The following is a 13,258-nucleotide window of genomic DNA, read 5'->3' on the forward strand; positions in this document are numbered from 1 at the left end:
TAACTTATGAATGCGATTTGGTGCCCATTATGGGGTCAAAACCGTGCTCCCCACCGTTTTCCGGCCCTCCAGCGCCTCATGGGCTGCGGCGACATCCTCCAGAGAAAAGCTCTGCGGCACGTCGATCTTGATCTCGCCTTTCCCAATCATCTCAAAGAGTTCTGCGGCGGAGTTACGCAGCCACCCCGGCTGATCCGTGTGCTGGAACAAGGTCGGACGCGTCAGAAACAGCGAGTTGCGCGCCAGATCGTTGATCTTGAACTGATCCGCCGGCCCGGAGCTTTGCCCGAAGCACACCAGCGTGCCGAACCGCTTGAGCACATCGAGCGACGTCATCACCGTATCCGCGCCCACCGAGTCATAGACCGCTGCGACGCCCGCGCCATCGGTGAGCCGTTTCACCTCTGCGCCGAAATCCTCGGACCGGTAATCGATCACCGCGTCATAGCCGTGCTCGAGCGCCCGCGCGCATTTCTCAGGCCCGCCAGCCGTGCCGATCGCGCGCACGCCCTTGGCATTCAGCCATTGACCCGCGATCGAGCCGACGCCACCGGCAGCCGCATGGAAAAGCACGGTGTCGCCGGACTTTACGGGATATGAGTGATGGATCAGGTAATGCACGGTCAGACCTTTGAGCATCACCGCCGCCGCGACCTCATCGGAGATATCGTCCGGGATCGGCACGACGTTTTTCGCAGCCATCACCCGGTGGCTCGCGTAAGCGCCATTGGGCTGCGTATAGGCCACGCGCTGTCCGACCTGCAGATCGACGCCATCGCCGACCGCCTCGATGATGCCCGCCGCTTCGCCGCCGGTGATCAGATCGCTCTCCACGGGCCACGGGTAAAGCCCCGTTCGGAAGTAAACATCGATGAAATTCAATCCGATAGCGGTATGCCTTAAAGTGACTTCACCCGGGCCCGGATTGGGCGCCTCGATCTCGATCTTGTGGAACTGGTCGCGCCCGCCGGGGCGCGCGACTGCCATCGCATAAGCCATGATATCCTCCCTGTTGCCGCGCAAAGGTACTCCGCGCGGCCCCGGCGTCAATCCGGGATCGGGTGCGGCAGGAAAGCGCCGTTCATCTCGACGATCTCATCCCAGACGCGCAGCGCCAGTTCGCGCGGGCGTTCGCTCTCGCGGCGCACGAGGAACCAGTGGCGCATCAGCGGCAAACCCGGCGCCGGGATCAGCGCCAGGCGTCCGGTCTCCAGCTCGTCCGTCACCGTGTGCAGGCTGAGAAACGCGATGCCGAGACCCGCCATAACCGCTTGCTTGATCGTCTCGTTGCTGTCCATCTCCAGCGTGTCGTAGAGCCGCCCGTCGCCGACCCGGTCGAGCCAGCGCGACATCAGGATGCGGGTCCCCGACCCTTCCTCACGCGAGATGAAGGTCTCGCCGAAAAGCTGCTCCAGATCGTCGGCCTTGGCGATCAGCGGATGGCCCGGCGGTGCGACCAGCGCATGCGGATGCTGGCCGATCGGTTCCGCCACGACCGGCGGATGGCGCGGCGGACGGCCCATCACGGCGATGTCGAAACTGCCGCGCTCGATCCCCTCGATGATGGCCGAGCGGTTGCCCACGCGCAGAGCGACCTCGATCTCGGGATGGGCGTCTTGCAGCATCTTCACCAGTCGCGGCGCGAAATATTTGCCGGTCGAGACGACGCCTAGCGTGATACGGCCCACCTGCCCGCGCGCGATGGCGCTCAGCGTCGCCTCGGCCTGCGACAAGTTGTCCTCGATCCGCAGCGCGGTTTCGCGCAGCGCCTTGCCGGCCTCGGTCAGCTCGGATCCCGCACCGTCGACGGCGCGCTGGATCAGCTTCATCGCGATCGCATCCTCCAACCCCTTGATCTGCGTATGAATCGCAGGCGTCGTAAGGTTCAGGCTCTCCCCGGCAGCGGTCAGCGACCCGCCCCGCGCCACCGCATCAAGCGCGCGCAATTGCTTTAGCGTTACAGCGTTCATCCGCATCGGCATTCAATTTCCTTTAACGCACATTCCCTTTATTTAAATTTCATAAAATTACGATCCGGGCAATGGTCTGGCTCACAAGAACATCGACTTTGGAGGAGGAGAAGATGTCCGTGAGTTTCGACGGCCTCGGTATTTCTGCCGATCTTGCCGACACCATGACCCGCCTGACCAGCGTCGGCGCCCAGCTTGCCCGCATGATTGCGCGCAACGGGCTTGAGGGAAATCTGGCGGAAGCCGCAGGCACCAACGCGGGTGGCGACGGTCAGAAAGCGCTCGACGTGATCGCGGATGAGGCCTTCATGGATGCGCTGCGCGGTGGCGCGGTCCGCCATTACGCCTCGGAAGAACAAGACGAGGTGGTCGATTTCGGCGAGGGCACGCTCGCGCTTGCCATCGATCCGCTCGACGGATCCTCGAATATCGACGTGAATGTCTCGATCGGCACGATCTTCTCGATTTTCGAGGCCGCCGACGACATGGATGCCAGCTTCCTGCGCCCGGCCAATGAGCAGATCGCGGGCGGCTACATCATCTTCGGGCCGCAGACCGCGCTGGTCGTGACCTTCGGCAAGGGTGTGCAGCAATGGGTACTCGAGCCCGGCAGCGACATCTGGCGCCGCGTGGCCGATCCGAAGCCCCTGCCCTCCGAGACCTCGGAATACGCGATCAACGCGTCGAACTATCGCCACTGGCCGCAGCCGATCCGCGCCTTCATCGACGATCTCGTCGCCGGTGCCGAAGGTCCGCGCGGGCGCAATTTCAACATGCGCTGGATCGCCTCTCTGGTGGCCGAAACCCATCGCATCATCTCGCGCGGCGGCGTCTTCCTCTATCCGGGCGACGACCGCGACGGCTACGAGCGCGGCCGTCTGCGCCACATCTACGAATGCGCACCGATCGCGATACTGATCGAGCAGCTCGGCGGCGAGGCCACCGACGGCGCCGATCCCATCATGTCTGCGACGCCCGACCGGCTGCATGCTCGCACGCCCTTCGTATTCGGCTCGGCCAGCAAGGTCGCCCGCGTCGCCGCCTATCACGACTTGCCGCAGGATGAAGCCCACGCGCTCTTCAACACCCGCGGCCTCTTCCGGAGCTAATCCATGTCCAAGAAACACCCCATCATTTCCGTCGTCGGTTCCTCCGGTGCAGGCACCTCGACGGTGAAATCGACCTTCGATCAGATCTTCCGGCGCGAAGGGATTTCCGCGGTCTCGATCGAGGGGGACGCCTTCCACCGCTACAACCGCGCCGACATGAAGGAAGAGCTGCAAAAGCGCTATGACGCGGGCGATCAGGGCTTTTCGCATTTCTCCTATGAAGCCAATGAACTCAAAGAGTTGGAGCGCGTCTTTCGCGAATATGGCGAGACCGGCAAGGGCAAGACCCGCCATTACGTCCATGACGATGCCGAGGCCGAGAAATGGGGCACGCCGCCCGGTCACTTCACCGAATGGAGCGATTTCGAGGACGAGTCTGACCTGCTTTTCTACGAAGGCCTGCACGGCTGCGTGGTCAATGACGAGGTGAACCTCTCGGCGCTGGCGGACCTGAAGATCGGCGTGGTTCCGGTGATCAACCTCGAATGGATTCAGAAAATCCATCGCGACCGCGCCTCGCGTGGCTACACGACGGAAGCGGTCACCGACGTGATCCTGCGCCGCATGCATTCCTATGTGAACTGCATCACGCCGCAATTCACCGAGACGGATATCAACTTCCAGCGCGTGCCGGTCGTCGACACCTCGAACCCGTTCGTGGCGCGCTGGATCCCGACGGCGGATGAAAGCCTCGTAGTGATCCGCTTCAAGAACCCGCGCGGCATCGATTTCCCCTATCTCACCTCGATGATCAACGGCTCCTGGATGAGCCGCGCCAACTCGATCGTCATTCCCGGCAACCGTCAGGATCTGGCCATGCAGCTGATCCTCACCCCCCTCATCGAGCGCATCGTGCGTGAATCGAAGCGGGCTTGAGAAGGATGAACAAGGTGATGAAAGACATTCAAATCACTCAAGAAACGCGCATGGCCAATGCGATCCGTGCGCTTGCGATGGACGCGGTGCAAAAGGCCAATTCGGGCCATCCCGGAATGCCGATGGGCATGGCCGATGTGGCGACCGTTCTGTTCAACCGCTTCATGAATATCGATCCCACCGCGCCGAAATGGCCCGACCGCGATCGCTTCGTTCTGTCGGCGGGGCATGGCTCGATGCTGATCTACGCGATCAACCATCTGCTTGGCTATGAAGACATGGGCATGGACCAGATCAAGGCGTTCCGCCAGCTGGGTTCGCGCACCGCTGGCCACCCGGAATACGGCCATGCCGAGGGGATCGAAGTGACCACCGGGCCGCTCGGTCAGGGTATCGCCACTGCAGTCGGTATGGCGATTGCCGAGAAGATGAAGAACGCGCGCTATGGCGCTGATCTGGTGGATCATTTCACCTATGTCATCGCGGGCGACGGCTGCCTGATGGAAGGGATCAGCCACGAGGCGATCGACCTCGCGGGGCATCTCGAGCTCGGCAAGCTGATCGTGATGTGGGACGACAATTCGATCACCATCGACGGTGACACGGATCTGTCGACCTCGATGGATCAGAAGGCGCGTTTCGCGGCGGCTGGCTGGCACGTGCTCGAATGCGACGGCCATACGCCGACCGAGATCGCCGACGCGATCGAGGCTGCCCGTCAGGACCCGCGCCCCTCGATGATCGCCTGCCGCACCATCATCGGCTTCGGCGCACCGAACAAGCAAGGCGGCCACGATGTGCATGGCGCACCGCTGGGCGATGAAGAGATCGCCGCCGCGCGCAAGCAGCTGCATTGGGATCACCCGCCCTTCGAAATCCCTGCGGCGATTTACGACGAATGGGGCCGGATCGCGTCGCGAGGCGCGCGTGCGCGGGCGGAGTGGGAACAGCGGTTGAACACCGCAACCGCCCGCGCCGAATTCCTCGCCGCCGAAGAAGCGGACACCAGCCCTCTGACCGCCGCGATCGCCGCCTACAAGCGCAAGCTGTCGGAAGACAAACCCAAGGTCGCGACCCGCAAGGCGAGCCAGATGGCGCTGGAAGTGGTCAACGCCACCCTGCCCTTCACCGTGGGCGGCTCGGCCGATCTGACTGGCTCGAACCTCACGAAATCCTCGGGCATGAAATCGATCACGCCCACCGATTTCACCGGCGATTACATCCACTACGGCATTCGCGAGCACGGCATGGCCGCCGCGATGAACGGGATCGTGCTCCATGGCGGGCTGCGCCCCTATGGCGGCACCTTCATGGCCTTCGCCGATTACTGCCGCCCCGCTATTCGTTTGTCGGCGCTGATGGGCGTGCCGACCTGCTATGTCATGACCCATGACTCGATCGGCCTCGGCGAGGACGGTCCCACCCATCAGCCGGTAGAGCATCTGGCCTCGCTCCGGGCCATTCCTAACTTGCTCATCCTCCGTCCGGCTGATGCGGTGGAGACCGCCGAGGCCTGGGAAATCGCCATGACCTCGACGGCCACGCCGACGATGATCGTGGCCTCGCGTCAGGGTCTGCCGACGGTTCGCACCGAACATACGGACGAAAACCTCACCGCCCGCGGCGCCTATCTGCTGCGTGCGCCCGAGGCCCGCGACGTGACGCTGATCGCCACTGGGTCCGAGGTCGAGATCGCGATGGCGGCAGCCGACCAGCTGGCCGAGCAAGGGATCAAGGCGGCGGTCGTCTCCGCGCCGTGTTTCGAGCTCTTCGAGAAACAGGACGCGGCGTATCGCGCCGAGGTTCTAGGCGACGCCCCGCGCGTCGGCTGCGAAGCGGCGATCCGTCAGGGCTGGGATCTCTTCCTGCGCCCCGAGGACCGCTTCGTGGGCATGACCGGTTTCGGGGCCTCGGCCCCTGCCCCGGCGCTCTACAAACACTTCAACATCACGTCCGAAGCGATTGTTTCGGATGCAAAAGAACTGATCTGAGGGACTAACGAGAATGACGGTTAAAGTTGCCATCAACGGGTTTGGACGTATCGGCCGCAACGTGCTGCGCGGGATCATTGAATCGGGTCGCACCGATATCGAAGTGATCGCGATCAACGATCTGGGCCCGGTCGAAACCAACGCCCATCTGCTGCAATTCGACAGCGTCCACGGCCGCTTCCCGCAGGAGGTCACCACCGGCGAGGACTGGATCGACGCGGGCCGCGGCAAGATCAAGGTCACCGCGATCCGCGATCCCAAGGAGCTGCCCTGGGGCGACGTGGACATCGCGATGGAATGCACGGGCATCTTCACCGCGCGCGAAAAGGCAGCCTTCCACCTCGAGAACGGCTCGAAGCGCGTGCTGGTCTCCGCCCCGGCAGCCGGTGCCGACAAAACCATCGTGTTCGGCGTCAATGACGGTGCGCTGACCAAGGACGATCTGGTCGTCTCGAATGCGTCCTGCACCACGAACTGCCTCTCGCCGGTCGCCAAGGCGCTCAATGACGCCATCGGCATCTCGAAAGGTTTCATGACGACGATCCACAGCTATACCGGCGACCAGCCGACGCTCGATACGATGCATTCCGACATGTATCGCGCCCGCGCCGCCGCGCTGTCGATGATCCCGACCTCGACCGGGGCCGCGAAAGCCGTGGGTCTGGTGCTGCCGGAGCTCAATGGCAAGCTGGACGGTGTCGCGATCCGCGTGCCGACGCCGAATGTCTCGGTCGTCGATCTGGTCTTCGAGGCCGCGAAGGACACCACCGTGGAAGAGGTCAACGCGGCTATCCGCGCGGCGGCCGACGGCCCGATGAAAGGCATCCTCGGCTATACCGACAAACCCAATGTTTCCAGCGACTTCAACCACGATCCTCACTCCTCGGTCTTCCACATGGACCAGACCAAGGTGATGGACGGCCGGATGGTCCGCATCCTCAGCTGGTACGACAACGAATGGGGCTTCTCCAACCGCATGGCGGACACCGCCGTCGCGATGGGAAAGCTCCTCTAACCGCGGTTCGAACCGTTTGGCCCACAACGTAAGGAACACCTGATATGGCATTGATTACGCTCAGACAATTGCTCGATCACGCCGCGGAATACGGCTACGGCGTGCCGGCGTTCAACATCAACAACATGGAACAGGGTATCGCCATCATGAAGGCGGCGGCGAAATGCGACGCCCCCGTCATCATGCAGGCGTCGCGCGGCGCGCGCAGCTATGCCGGCGACATCATGCTGCGCCACATGATCCAGGCGCTGTCGGAGATGTATCCCGATATCCCGCTCTGCATGCATCAGGACCACGGCAATAACGAGGCCACCTGCCTCACCGCGATCCGCCACGGGTTCACCTCCGTGATGATGGACGGCTCGCTGAAGGAAGACATGAAGACCCCCGCCGATTGGGACTACAATGTCGCGATCACCAAGCGCGTGGCCGATATGGCCCATTGGGTCGGCGCGTCGGTCGAGGGTGAGCTGGGCGTGCTCGGAAATCTCGAGACCGGCGAAGCGGCAGAGGAAGACGGCTCGGGTGCGGTGGGCAAGCTGAGCCACGATCAGCTGCTGACCGATCCCGACGAGGCGCTCGACTTCGTGAAGCTGACCAAGGTCGACGCGCTGGCCATCGCCTGCGGCACCAGCCACGGCGCCTACAAGTTCTCGCGCAAGCCCACGGGCGACATCCTCGCGATCAGCCAGATCGAGAAGATCCACGCGAAGATCCCGAATGTTCACCTCGTGATGCACGGCTCGTCCAGCGTTCCGCAATATCTGCAGGACCTGATCAACGAATCCGGCGGCGAGATGCCCCAGACCTACGGCGTCCCGGTCGAAGAGATCGAGCGCGGCATCAAGTCGGGCGTGCGCAAGGTGAATATCGACACCGACAACCGCATGGCGCTGACGGCTCAGTTCCGAAAGGTCGCGCAAAGCAAGCCGACCGAATTCGATCCGCGCAAATTCATGATTCCCGCGATGGAAGAGATGGAAAAGCTCTGCCTCGACCGCTTCCAGCGCTTCGGCACCGCCGGGAATGCCAGCAAGATCAAGGTGATCGACCTCGACGACATGGCCAAGCGCTATGCCGACGGATCGCTCGATCCGGTGATTTCCGCGGCCAAGGCCGCCTGACACACCCGCGATCCCGGCAGTCGAGCGCCCGGGGCCGCAGATATCGGATTTAGGGAGACAAGGAGACCCCGATGAACCAGCATGCAAATCCCGGTAAATACAGCGCCGGCGTCAAGGAATACCGTGAAACCTACTGGGAGCCGAACTACACGCCGAAGGACAGCGACGTGCTCGCCGTCTTCAAGATCACACCGCAGGCCGGTGTCCCGCGTGAGGAAGCCGCAGCCGCAGTCGCCGCGGAATCCTCGACCGGCACCTGGACCACCGTCTGGACCGACCTGCTGACCGATCTCGACTACTACAAGGGTCGCGCCTATGCGATCGAGGACGTGCCGGGCGACGACGAGAGCTACTACGCGTTCATCGCCTACCCGATGGGCCTGTTCGAGGAAGGCTCGGTCGTAAACGTCTTCACCTCGCTCGTGGGCAACGTGTTCGGCTTCAAGGCCGTCCGTGCGCTGCGTCTGGAAGATGTGCGCTTCCCGCTGTGGTTCGTGACCACCTGCGACGGCCCGCCCCACGGCATCCAGGTCGAGCGCGACAAGCTCGACAAATACGGTCGCCCCTTCCTCGGCTGCACGATCAAGCCGAAGCTGGGTCTGTCGGCCAAGAACTACGGCCGAGCGGTCTATGAAGCGCTGCGTGGCGGTCTCGACTTCACCAAGGATGACGAGAACATCAACTCGCAGCCCTTCATGCGCTGGCGCGACCGTTTCGAGTTCTGTCAGGAAGCGATCGACAAGGCCGAGCGCGAAACCGGCGAGCGCAAGGGCCACTACCTGAACGTCACCGCGCCGAACATCGAAGAGATGTATAAGCGCGCCGAGTTCGCCAAGGAGATCGGCTCGCCGATCATCATGTCGGACTACCTGACGATGGGCTGGGCCGCGCAGGCCTCGCTGAGCCGCTGGTGCCGCGACAACGGCATGCTGCTGCACGTGCACCGCGCGATGCATGGCGTGATCGACCGCCACCCCAAGCACGGCATCAACTTCCGCGTTCTCGCGAAGATGCTGCGCCTCCTGGGCGGCGACCACCTGCACTCGGGCACCGTCGTCGGCAAGCTTGAAGGCGACCGCGAGGCGACGCTGGGCTGGATCGACCTGATGCGCGACAAATACGTCAAGGAAGACCGCTCGCGCGGCATCTTCTTCGATCAGGACTGGGGTCAGATGCCGGGCGTTCTCCCGGTGGCTTCGGGCGGCATCCACGTGTGGCACATGCCCGCGCTGGTCAACATCTTCGGCGATGACAGCTGCCTTCAGTTCGGCGGCGGCACGCTGGGCCACCCCTGGGGCAACGCAGCCGGCGCAGCGGCCAACCGCGTCGCGGTCGAGGCCTGCGTCAAGGCACGCAACGAGGGCCGCGATCTCGAGAAGGAGTCGAAAGACATCATGACCTCGGCCGCCAAGCACTCGCCCGAACTCAAGATCGCCATGGAGACGTGGAAAGAGATCAAGTTCGAGTTCGACACCGTGGACAAGCTGGACGTGGCGCACCGCTAAGGCGCGCCCCTCCCACCAACGCCTGAGAAAGGACTGACACCATGAGTGAAATGCAAGATTACGGCTCGCGTATTTCGGACCCGAACAGCCGCAAGATGGGCACCTTCTCCTATCTGCCCCAGCTCAACGATGACGAGCTGCGCAAGCAGGTGGAATACATCGTCTCGAAAGGCTGGAATCCGGCCATCGAGCATACCGAGCCCGAGAATATGCGCTCCAACTTCTGGTATATGTGGAAGCTGCCGATGTTCGGGGAAACCGATGTCGATGCGATCTTCCGCGAGATCGAGATGTGCAAGAAGGCGAACCCGGGCAACCATGTCCGCCTCGTGGGCTACGACAACTTCAAGCAGACGCAGGGCACCTCGATGGTGGTGCACCGCGCCGACATGTCGGCCTCTGCCTGATCTGACACGAGGGGCGGGCTGCCGATCGCGGCGGCCCGCCCTGCCCCATTTTTCCGGATTTTCCAGCGCGACGGAGAGCCACCCATGAGCGATATCGACCCTGACCAGTTCCGTGTGAAGACCGAGCCCTATTACCGGCCCGTCGGCAACGAGATCGAGCAATATGCTGCCGCCTATGACGTGCGCATGCCGGTGATGCTCAAGGGCCCCACGGGCTGCGGCAAGTCGCGCTTCGTCGAATATATGGCGTGGAAATTGCAGCGCCCGCTGATCACCGTGGCCTGTAACGAGGACATGACCGCCTCCGACCTGATCGGGCGGTTCCTGTTGGATATCAACGGCACGAAATGGCAGGACGGCCCGCTGACCGTCGCGGCGCGGATCGGCGCGATCTGCTATCTCGACGAGGTCGTCGAGGCCCGTCAGGACACCACCGTCGTCATTCACCCGCTGACCGACCACCGCCGCCAGCTGCCGCTGGAGAAGAAGGGCGAGCTGGTCGACGCGCATCCCGATTTTCAGGTCGTGATCTCGTATAACCCCGGCTACCAGTCGATGATGAAGGACCTCAAGCAATCGACCAAGCAGCGCTTCGGCGCGATGTCCTTCGATTACCCGCAGGCCGCGACCGAGGCCGAGATCGTCAGCCACGAGGCCGGGATCGACCTCAAGACCGCCGAACGCCTCGTGCAGGTGGCCGAACGCTCGCGCAACCTCAAGGGCCACGGGCTCGATGAGGGCATGTCCACGCGCCTTCTGGTCTATGCGGGCCAGCTGATCTCGCAGGACATTCCCGCGCCCGCCGCCTGCCAGATGGCGCTGGTGGAGCCGCTGACCGATGACGCCGATATGCGCGACACGTTGCAGGCGGCCGTCCAGACCTTCTTCCCCGAGATCACCGACAGTTCGAAGGTGGCGTAAGGAGCGCGTCCGATGAAGGTCGATCTCGACGATTACGCCGCCGATCTGATCAAATCCGCGCCGGAGCTGGAGGAAACCCTCGACGGGCTCTTCCACGAGGCGGCGCGGATGATGTCGCCCGCCGGTCTGAAGGATTACATGGACGGCGCGAAGGCCATGACCTCGCTCGGCAAGGGGCCGCGCCTGCTGATCTCCTATCTCGACGAGATGCCTCAGGTCGCCAAGGAATGCGGCGAGGACGTGATCCGCGATGTCGTGGGTGCGGTGCTGAAGCTGGCCTCGATGGTGTCGGGTGAGATCCTGGTGCTGATGCTCGACACGCTGCCCGGCGCCGCCAACCGCTTCGGCGACCCAGAGCTTCTGCGCGGCTATCTCGCGCTGCTGCATCGTTTGGCGGCCCGCGCGCCGCGCGGTCTGCGCCCGATGTTCGGCGTGCTCGAGGAACTCCTGAGCAAACTCACGCTCTCGGGCCTGCGCCGCTGGGTGGATTTCGGCGCCGAAGCCTATCGCCGCGACCTGCCGAAACAGGCGGATTACTTCGGTCTCGTCTCGGAAGATAGCCGCGCGGTGCTCAAACAGGAGCGCCGCGGCACGCTCTTCATCGACAGCCAGCGCCGGCTGAACTTCTACCTCCGCGCCTTCTGGGCCCGCGACTTCTTCCTGCGCCCCTCTGCCGCCGACTTCGAGGGGTTCCGCCCCTTCATCGAGGACGGCGCGCTGCATCTGCCCGATGCGGTGGACGGGATCAACGGCGCCTCCGGCCTCGATCTCTACCGCGCGATGAGCGCCCATATGGCGGCCCATATCGTCTATTCCGATCATGGGCTGGGGCAGGAAGCGCTCAACCCTGCGCAGATTTTCCTGATCGGCATGATCGAGGATGCCCGCGTCGAATATTGCGCGACGCAGGCCTTTCCGGGGCTGCGCGCGATGTTCGACCGGCTGATGCCGGACACGCCTCCCGGAGCTTACGAGCACGAGACGATGTATCTCCTGGAAAAAGTCGCCCGCGCGCTCAACACGCCCGGAACCCGCACCGGCGATCTGGAAATCGACAATCTTGTCGAGACCTTCCACGGCGAGATCGCAGGCAATGCGCGCGAGACGATGTTCTCGTGGTCGCTGGGGGTCGAGCTGTTCAACCTGCTGGCGCAGCGCCGCGCGGTGCCGTCCCTTCGCATTCTCGAATCTCTGAAAATTCCGTATCGCGACGACAACCGCTTCATCTGGTCGCTCTCGGATTACGACTGGTCGAACCAGAACGCCTACCAGCCCAACCAAGGCCAAGTGCGCAAGCGCGTCGGCCTGATGGAATTCGTCAACGAGGTCGATGTCGAGACCGCAGGCGACGATGCGCAGGAGGTCTGGGTGCTGTCGTCAGAGCTGTTCCCCTACGAGGATGAGGGCGTCAGCTATAACGAGATGGAGGGCAAGGCCCCGATCTCGGACCCGGTTCATTACGGCGAATGGGATTACAAGGTGCAGCTGATGCGCCCGTCGTGGTCGACCGTCTATGAACACCGTCCTCCGATGGGCGACCCGGACGAGATCGACACGATCCTGACCGCGCATCGCGGCATCCGGCATCGCATCAAGCAGATCGTGGACCGGCTGCGCCCGCAGGGCATCTCGCGCCAGCGGCGGCTGGAGGATGGCGACGAGCTGGATATCAACGCCGCCGTCGATGCGATGGTGATGCAGCGCATCGGCATGCAGCCCGACATGCGGATCACCATGCGCAACGTCATCAACCGGCGCGATCTGGCCGTTTGCATTCTGCTCGACCTGTCGGAGAGCACAAACGAGACCGTGCGCGGCTCGGACAAGACCGTGCTGGAGCTGACGCGCGAGGCCTCGGCGCTCGTGGCCTCGGCGATCTCGGGCATCGGCGACCCGTTCGCGATCCACGGCTTTTCCTCGGATGGCCGCCACGACGTGCAATATCAGCGGTTCAAGGATTTCGAGCAGAAGCTCGATTCCGAGGTCAAAGGCCGCCTTGCGGGCATGAAAGGCGGGCTCTCGACCCGGATGGGGGCTGCGATGCGCCATGCCGCCCATCACCTGAGCCTGCGCCCCGAGGCGCATAAGCTGTTGCTGATCGTCACCGATGGCGAACCGGCCGATATCGACGAGCGCGACCCGCAATATCTGCGCACGGATGCCAAGAAGGCGGTTGCGGAACTCCAGCAGATCGGCATTAACAGCTATTGTCTGACGCTGGACTCCGAGGCCGACGCCTATGTGTCGCGCATTTTCGGGGCCAACAACTTCACCGTGATCGATCAGGTCGAGCGCCTGCCCGAGAAACTGCCGACCCTGTTCGCGCAACTGACGAAATGA

General features: G+C 63.3%; 11 protein-coding genes. 9 read left to right on the forward strand and 2 right to left on the reverse strand.

From position 1 onward, the window contains the following. Window positions 1-27: 27 nt before the first annotated feature. Together AC2TZ7_RS12580 and cbbR are read right to left on the reverse strand one after the other, a co-directional pair. Window positions 28-999 (reverse strand): quinone oxidoreductase family protein, encoded by a 972-nt coding sequence (locus AC2TZ7_RS12580; RefSeq protein ID WP_489864500.1) that lies wholly within the window; start codon window positions 997-999, stop codon window positions 28-30. Window positions 1,000-1,046: 47 nt separating this feature from the next. Next, window positions 1,047-1,976 (reverse strand): LysR family regulator CbbR, encoded by a 930-nt coding sequence (gene cbbR / locus AC2TZ7_RS12585; protein WP_489866811.1) that lies wholly within the window; start codon window positions 1,974-1,976, stop codon window positions 1,047-1,049. A 107-nt stretch (window positions 1,977-2,083) separates the two neighbouring features. On the opposite strand from cbbR, the gene AC2TZ7_RS12590 reads away from it, so the two are divergent. The 9 genes from AC2TZ7_RS12590 to AC2TZ7_RS12630 all read left to right on the forward strand — a co-directional run bounded on the left by AC2TZ7_RS12590 (window position 2,084) and on the right by AC2TZ7_RS12630 (window position 13,258). Beyond that, a complete protein-coding gene (locus AC2TZ7_RS12590) occupies window positions 2,084-3,079 on the forward strand; it encodes a class 1 fructose-bisphosphatase (RefSeq protein WP_489864501.1) in 996 nt (331 codons plus the stop codon). Window positions 3,080-3,082: 3 nt separating this feature from the next. Then, on the forward strand, window positions 3,083-3,955 hold the full coding sequence (locus AC2TZ7_RS12595; protein ID WP_078520678.1) for a phosphoribulokinase: 873 nt from the start codon (window positions 3,083-3,085) through the stop codon (window positions 3,953-3,955). 17 nt (window positions 3,956-3,972) lie between these two features. After that, window positions 3,973-5,946: a transketolase gene (gene tkt / locus AC2TZ7_RS12600; protein ID WP_489864502.1), complete on the forward strand. Its 1,974-nt coding sequence runs from the start codon at window positions 3,973-3,975 to the stop codon at window positions 5,944-5,946. A 13-nt stretch (window positions 5,947-5,959) separates the two neighbouring features. Further along, window positions 5,960-6,961: a type I glyceraldehyde-3-phosphate dehydrogenase gene (gene gap, locus AC2TZ7_RS12605; protein ID WP_078601427.1), complete on the forward strand. Its 1,002-nt coding sequence runs from the start codon at window positions 5,960-5,962 to the stop codon at window positions 6,959-6,961. Window positions 6,962-7,005: 44 nt separating this feature from the next. Then, complete coding sequence (gene fba, locus AC2TZ7_RS12610) at window positions 7,006-8,085, forward strand: class II fructose-bisphosphate aldolase (RefSeq protein WP_274963159.1); 1,080 nt, start codon at window positions 7,006-7,008, stop codon at window positions 8,083-8,085. Window positions 8,086-8,156: 71 nt separating this feature from the next. Further along, complete coding sequence (locus AC2TZ7_RS12615) at window positions 8,157-9,590, forward strand: form I ribulose bisphosphate carboxylase large subunit (protein WP_489864503.1); 1,434 nt, start codon at window positions 8,157-8,159, stop codon at window positions 9,588-9,590. A gap of 41 nt (window positions 9,591-9,631) precedes the next feature. Next, complete coding sequence (locus AC2TZ7_RS12620; protein WP_078520682.1) at window positions 9,632-9,997, forward strand: ribulose bisphosphate carboxylase small subunit; 366 nt, start codon at window positions 9,632-9,634, stop codon at window positions 9,995-9,997. 84 nt (window positions 9,998-10,081) lie between these two features. Then, entirely contained in the window at window positions 10,082-10,918 is an 837-nt protein-coding gene (locus tag AC2TZ7_RS12625; protein ID WP_078550355.1) for a CbbQ/NirQ/NorQ/GpvN family protein, read from the forward strand. 12 nt (window positions 10,919-10,930) lie between these two features. After that, complete coding sequence (locus AC2TZ7_RS12630) at window positions 10,931-13,258, forward strand: nitric oxide reductase activation protein NorD (protein WP_489864504.1); 2,328 nt, start codon at window positions 10,931-10,933, stop codon at window positions 13,256-13,258.

It is taken from the genome of Thioclava sp. ISO4, from assembly GCF_058105145.1.

Coding starts and splice junctions, on each gene's coding strand:
- AC2TZ7_RS12615 (WP_489864503.1), top strand. CDS start 8,157: ATGAACCAGCATGCAAATCCCGGTAAATACAGCGCCGGCGTCAAGGAA.
- AC2TZ7_RS12620 (WP_078520682.1), top strand. CDS start 9,632: ATGAGTGAAATGCAAGATTACGGCTCGCGTATTTCGGACCCGAACAGC.
- AC2TZ7_RS12595 (WP_078520678.1), top strand. CDS start 3,083: ATGTCCAAGAAACACCCCATCATTTCCGTCGTCGGTTCCTCCGGTGCA.
- cbbR (WP_489866811.1), bottom strand. CDS start 1,976: ATGCGGATGAACGCTGTAACGCTAAAGCAATTGCGCGCGCTTGATGCG.
- gap (WP_078601427.1), top strand. CDS start 5,960: ATGACGGTTAAAGTTGCCATCAACGGGTTTGGACGTATCGGCCGCAAC.
- AC2TZ7_RS12580 (WP_489864500.1), bottom strand. CDS start 999: ATGGCTTATGCGATGGCAGTCGCGCGCCCCGGCGGGCGCGACCAGTTC.
- AC2TZ7_RS12630 (WP_489864504.1), top strand. CDS start 10,931: ATGAAGGTCGATCTCGACGATTACGCCGCCGATCTGATCAAATCCGCG.
- AC2TZ7_RS12590 (WP_489864501.1), top strand. CDS start 2,084: ATGTCCGTGAGTTTCGACGGCCTCGGTATTTCTGCCGATCTTGCCGAC.
- fba (WP_274963159.1), top strand. CDS start 7,006: ATGGCATTGATTACGCTCAGACAATTGCTCGATCACGCCGCGGAATAC.
- AC2TZ7_RS12625 (WP_078550355.1), top strand. CDS start 10,082: ATGAGCGATATCGACCCTGACCAGTTCCGTGTGAAGACCGAGCCCTAT.
- tkt (WP_489864502.1), top strand. CDS start 3,973: ATGAAAGACATTCAAATCACTCAAGAAACGCGCATGGCCAATGCGATC.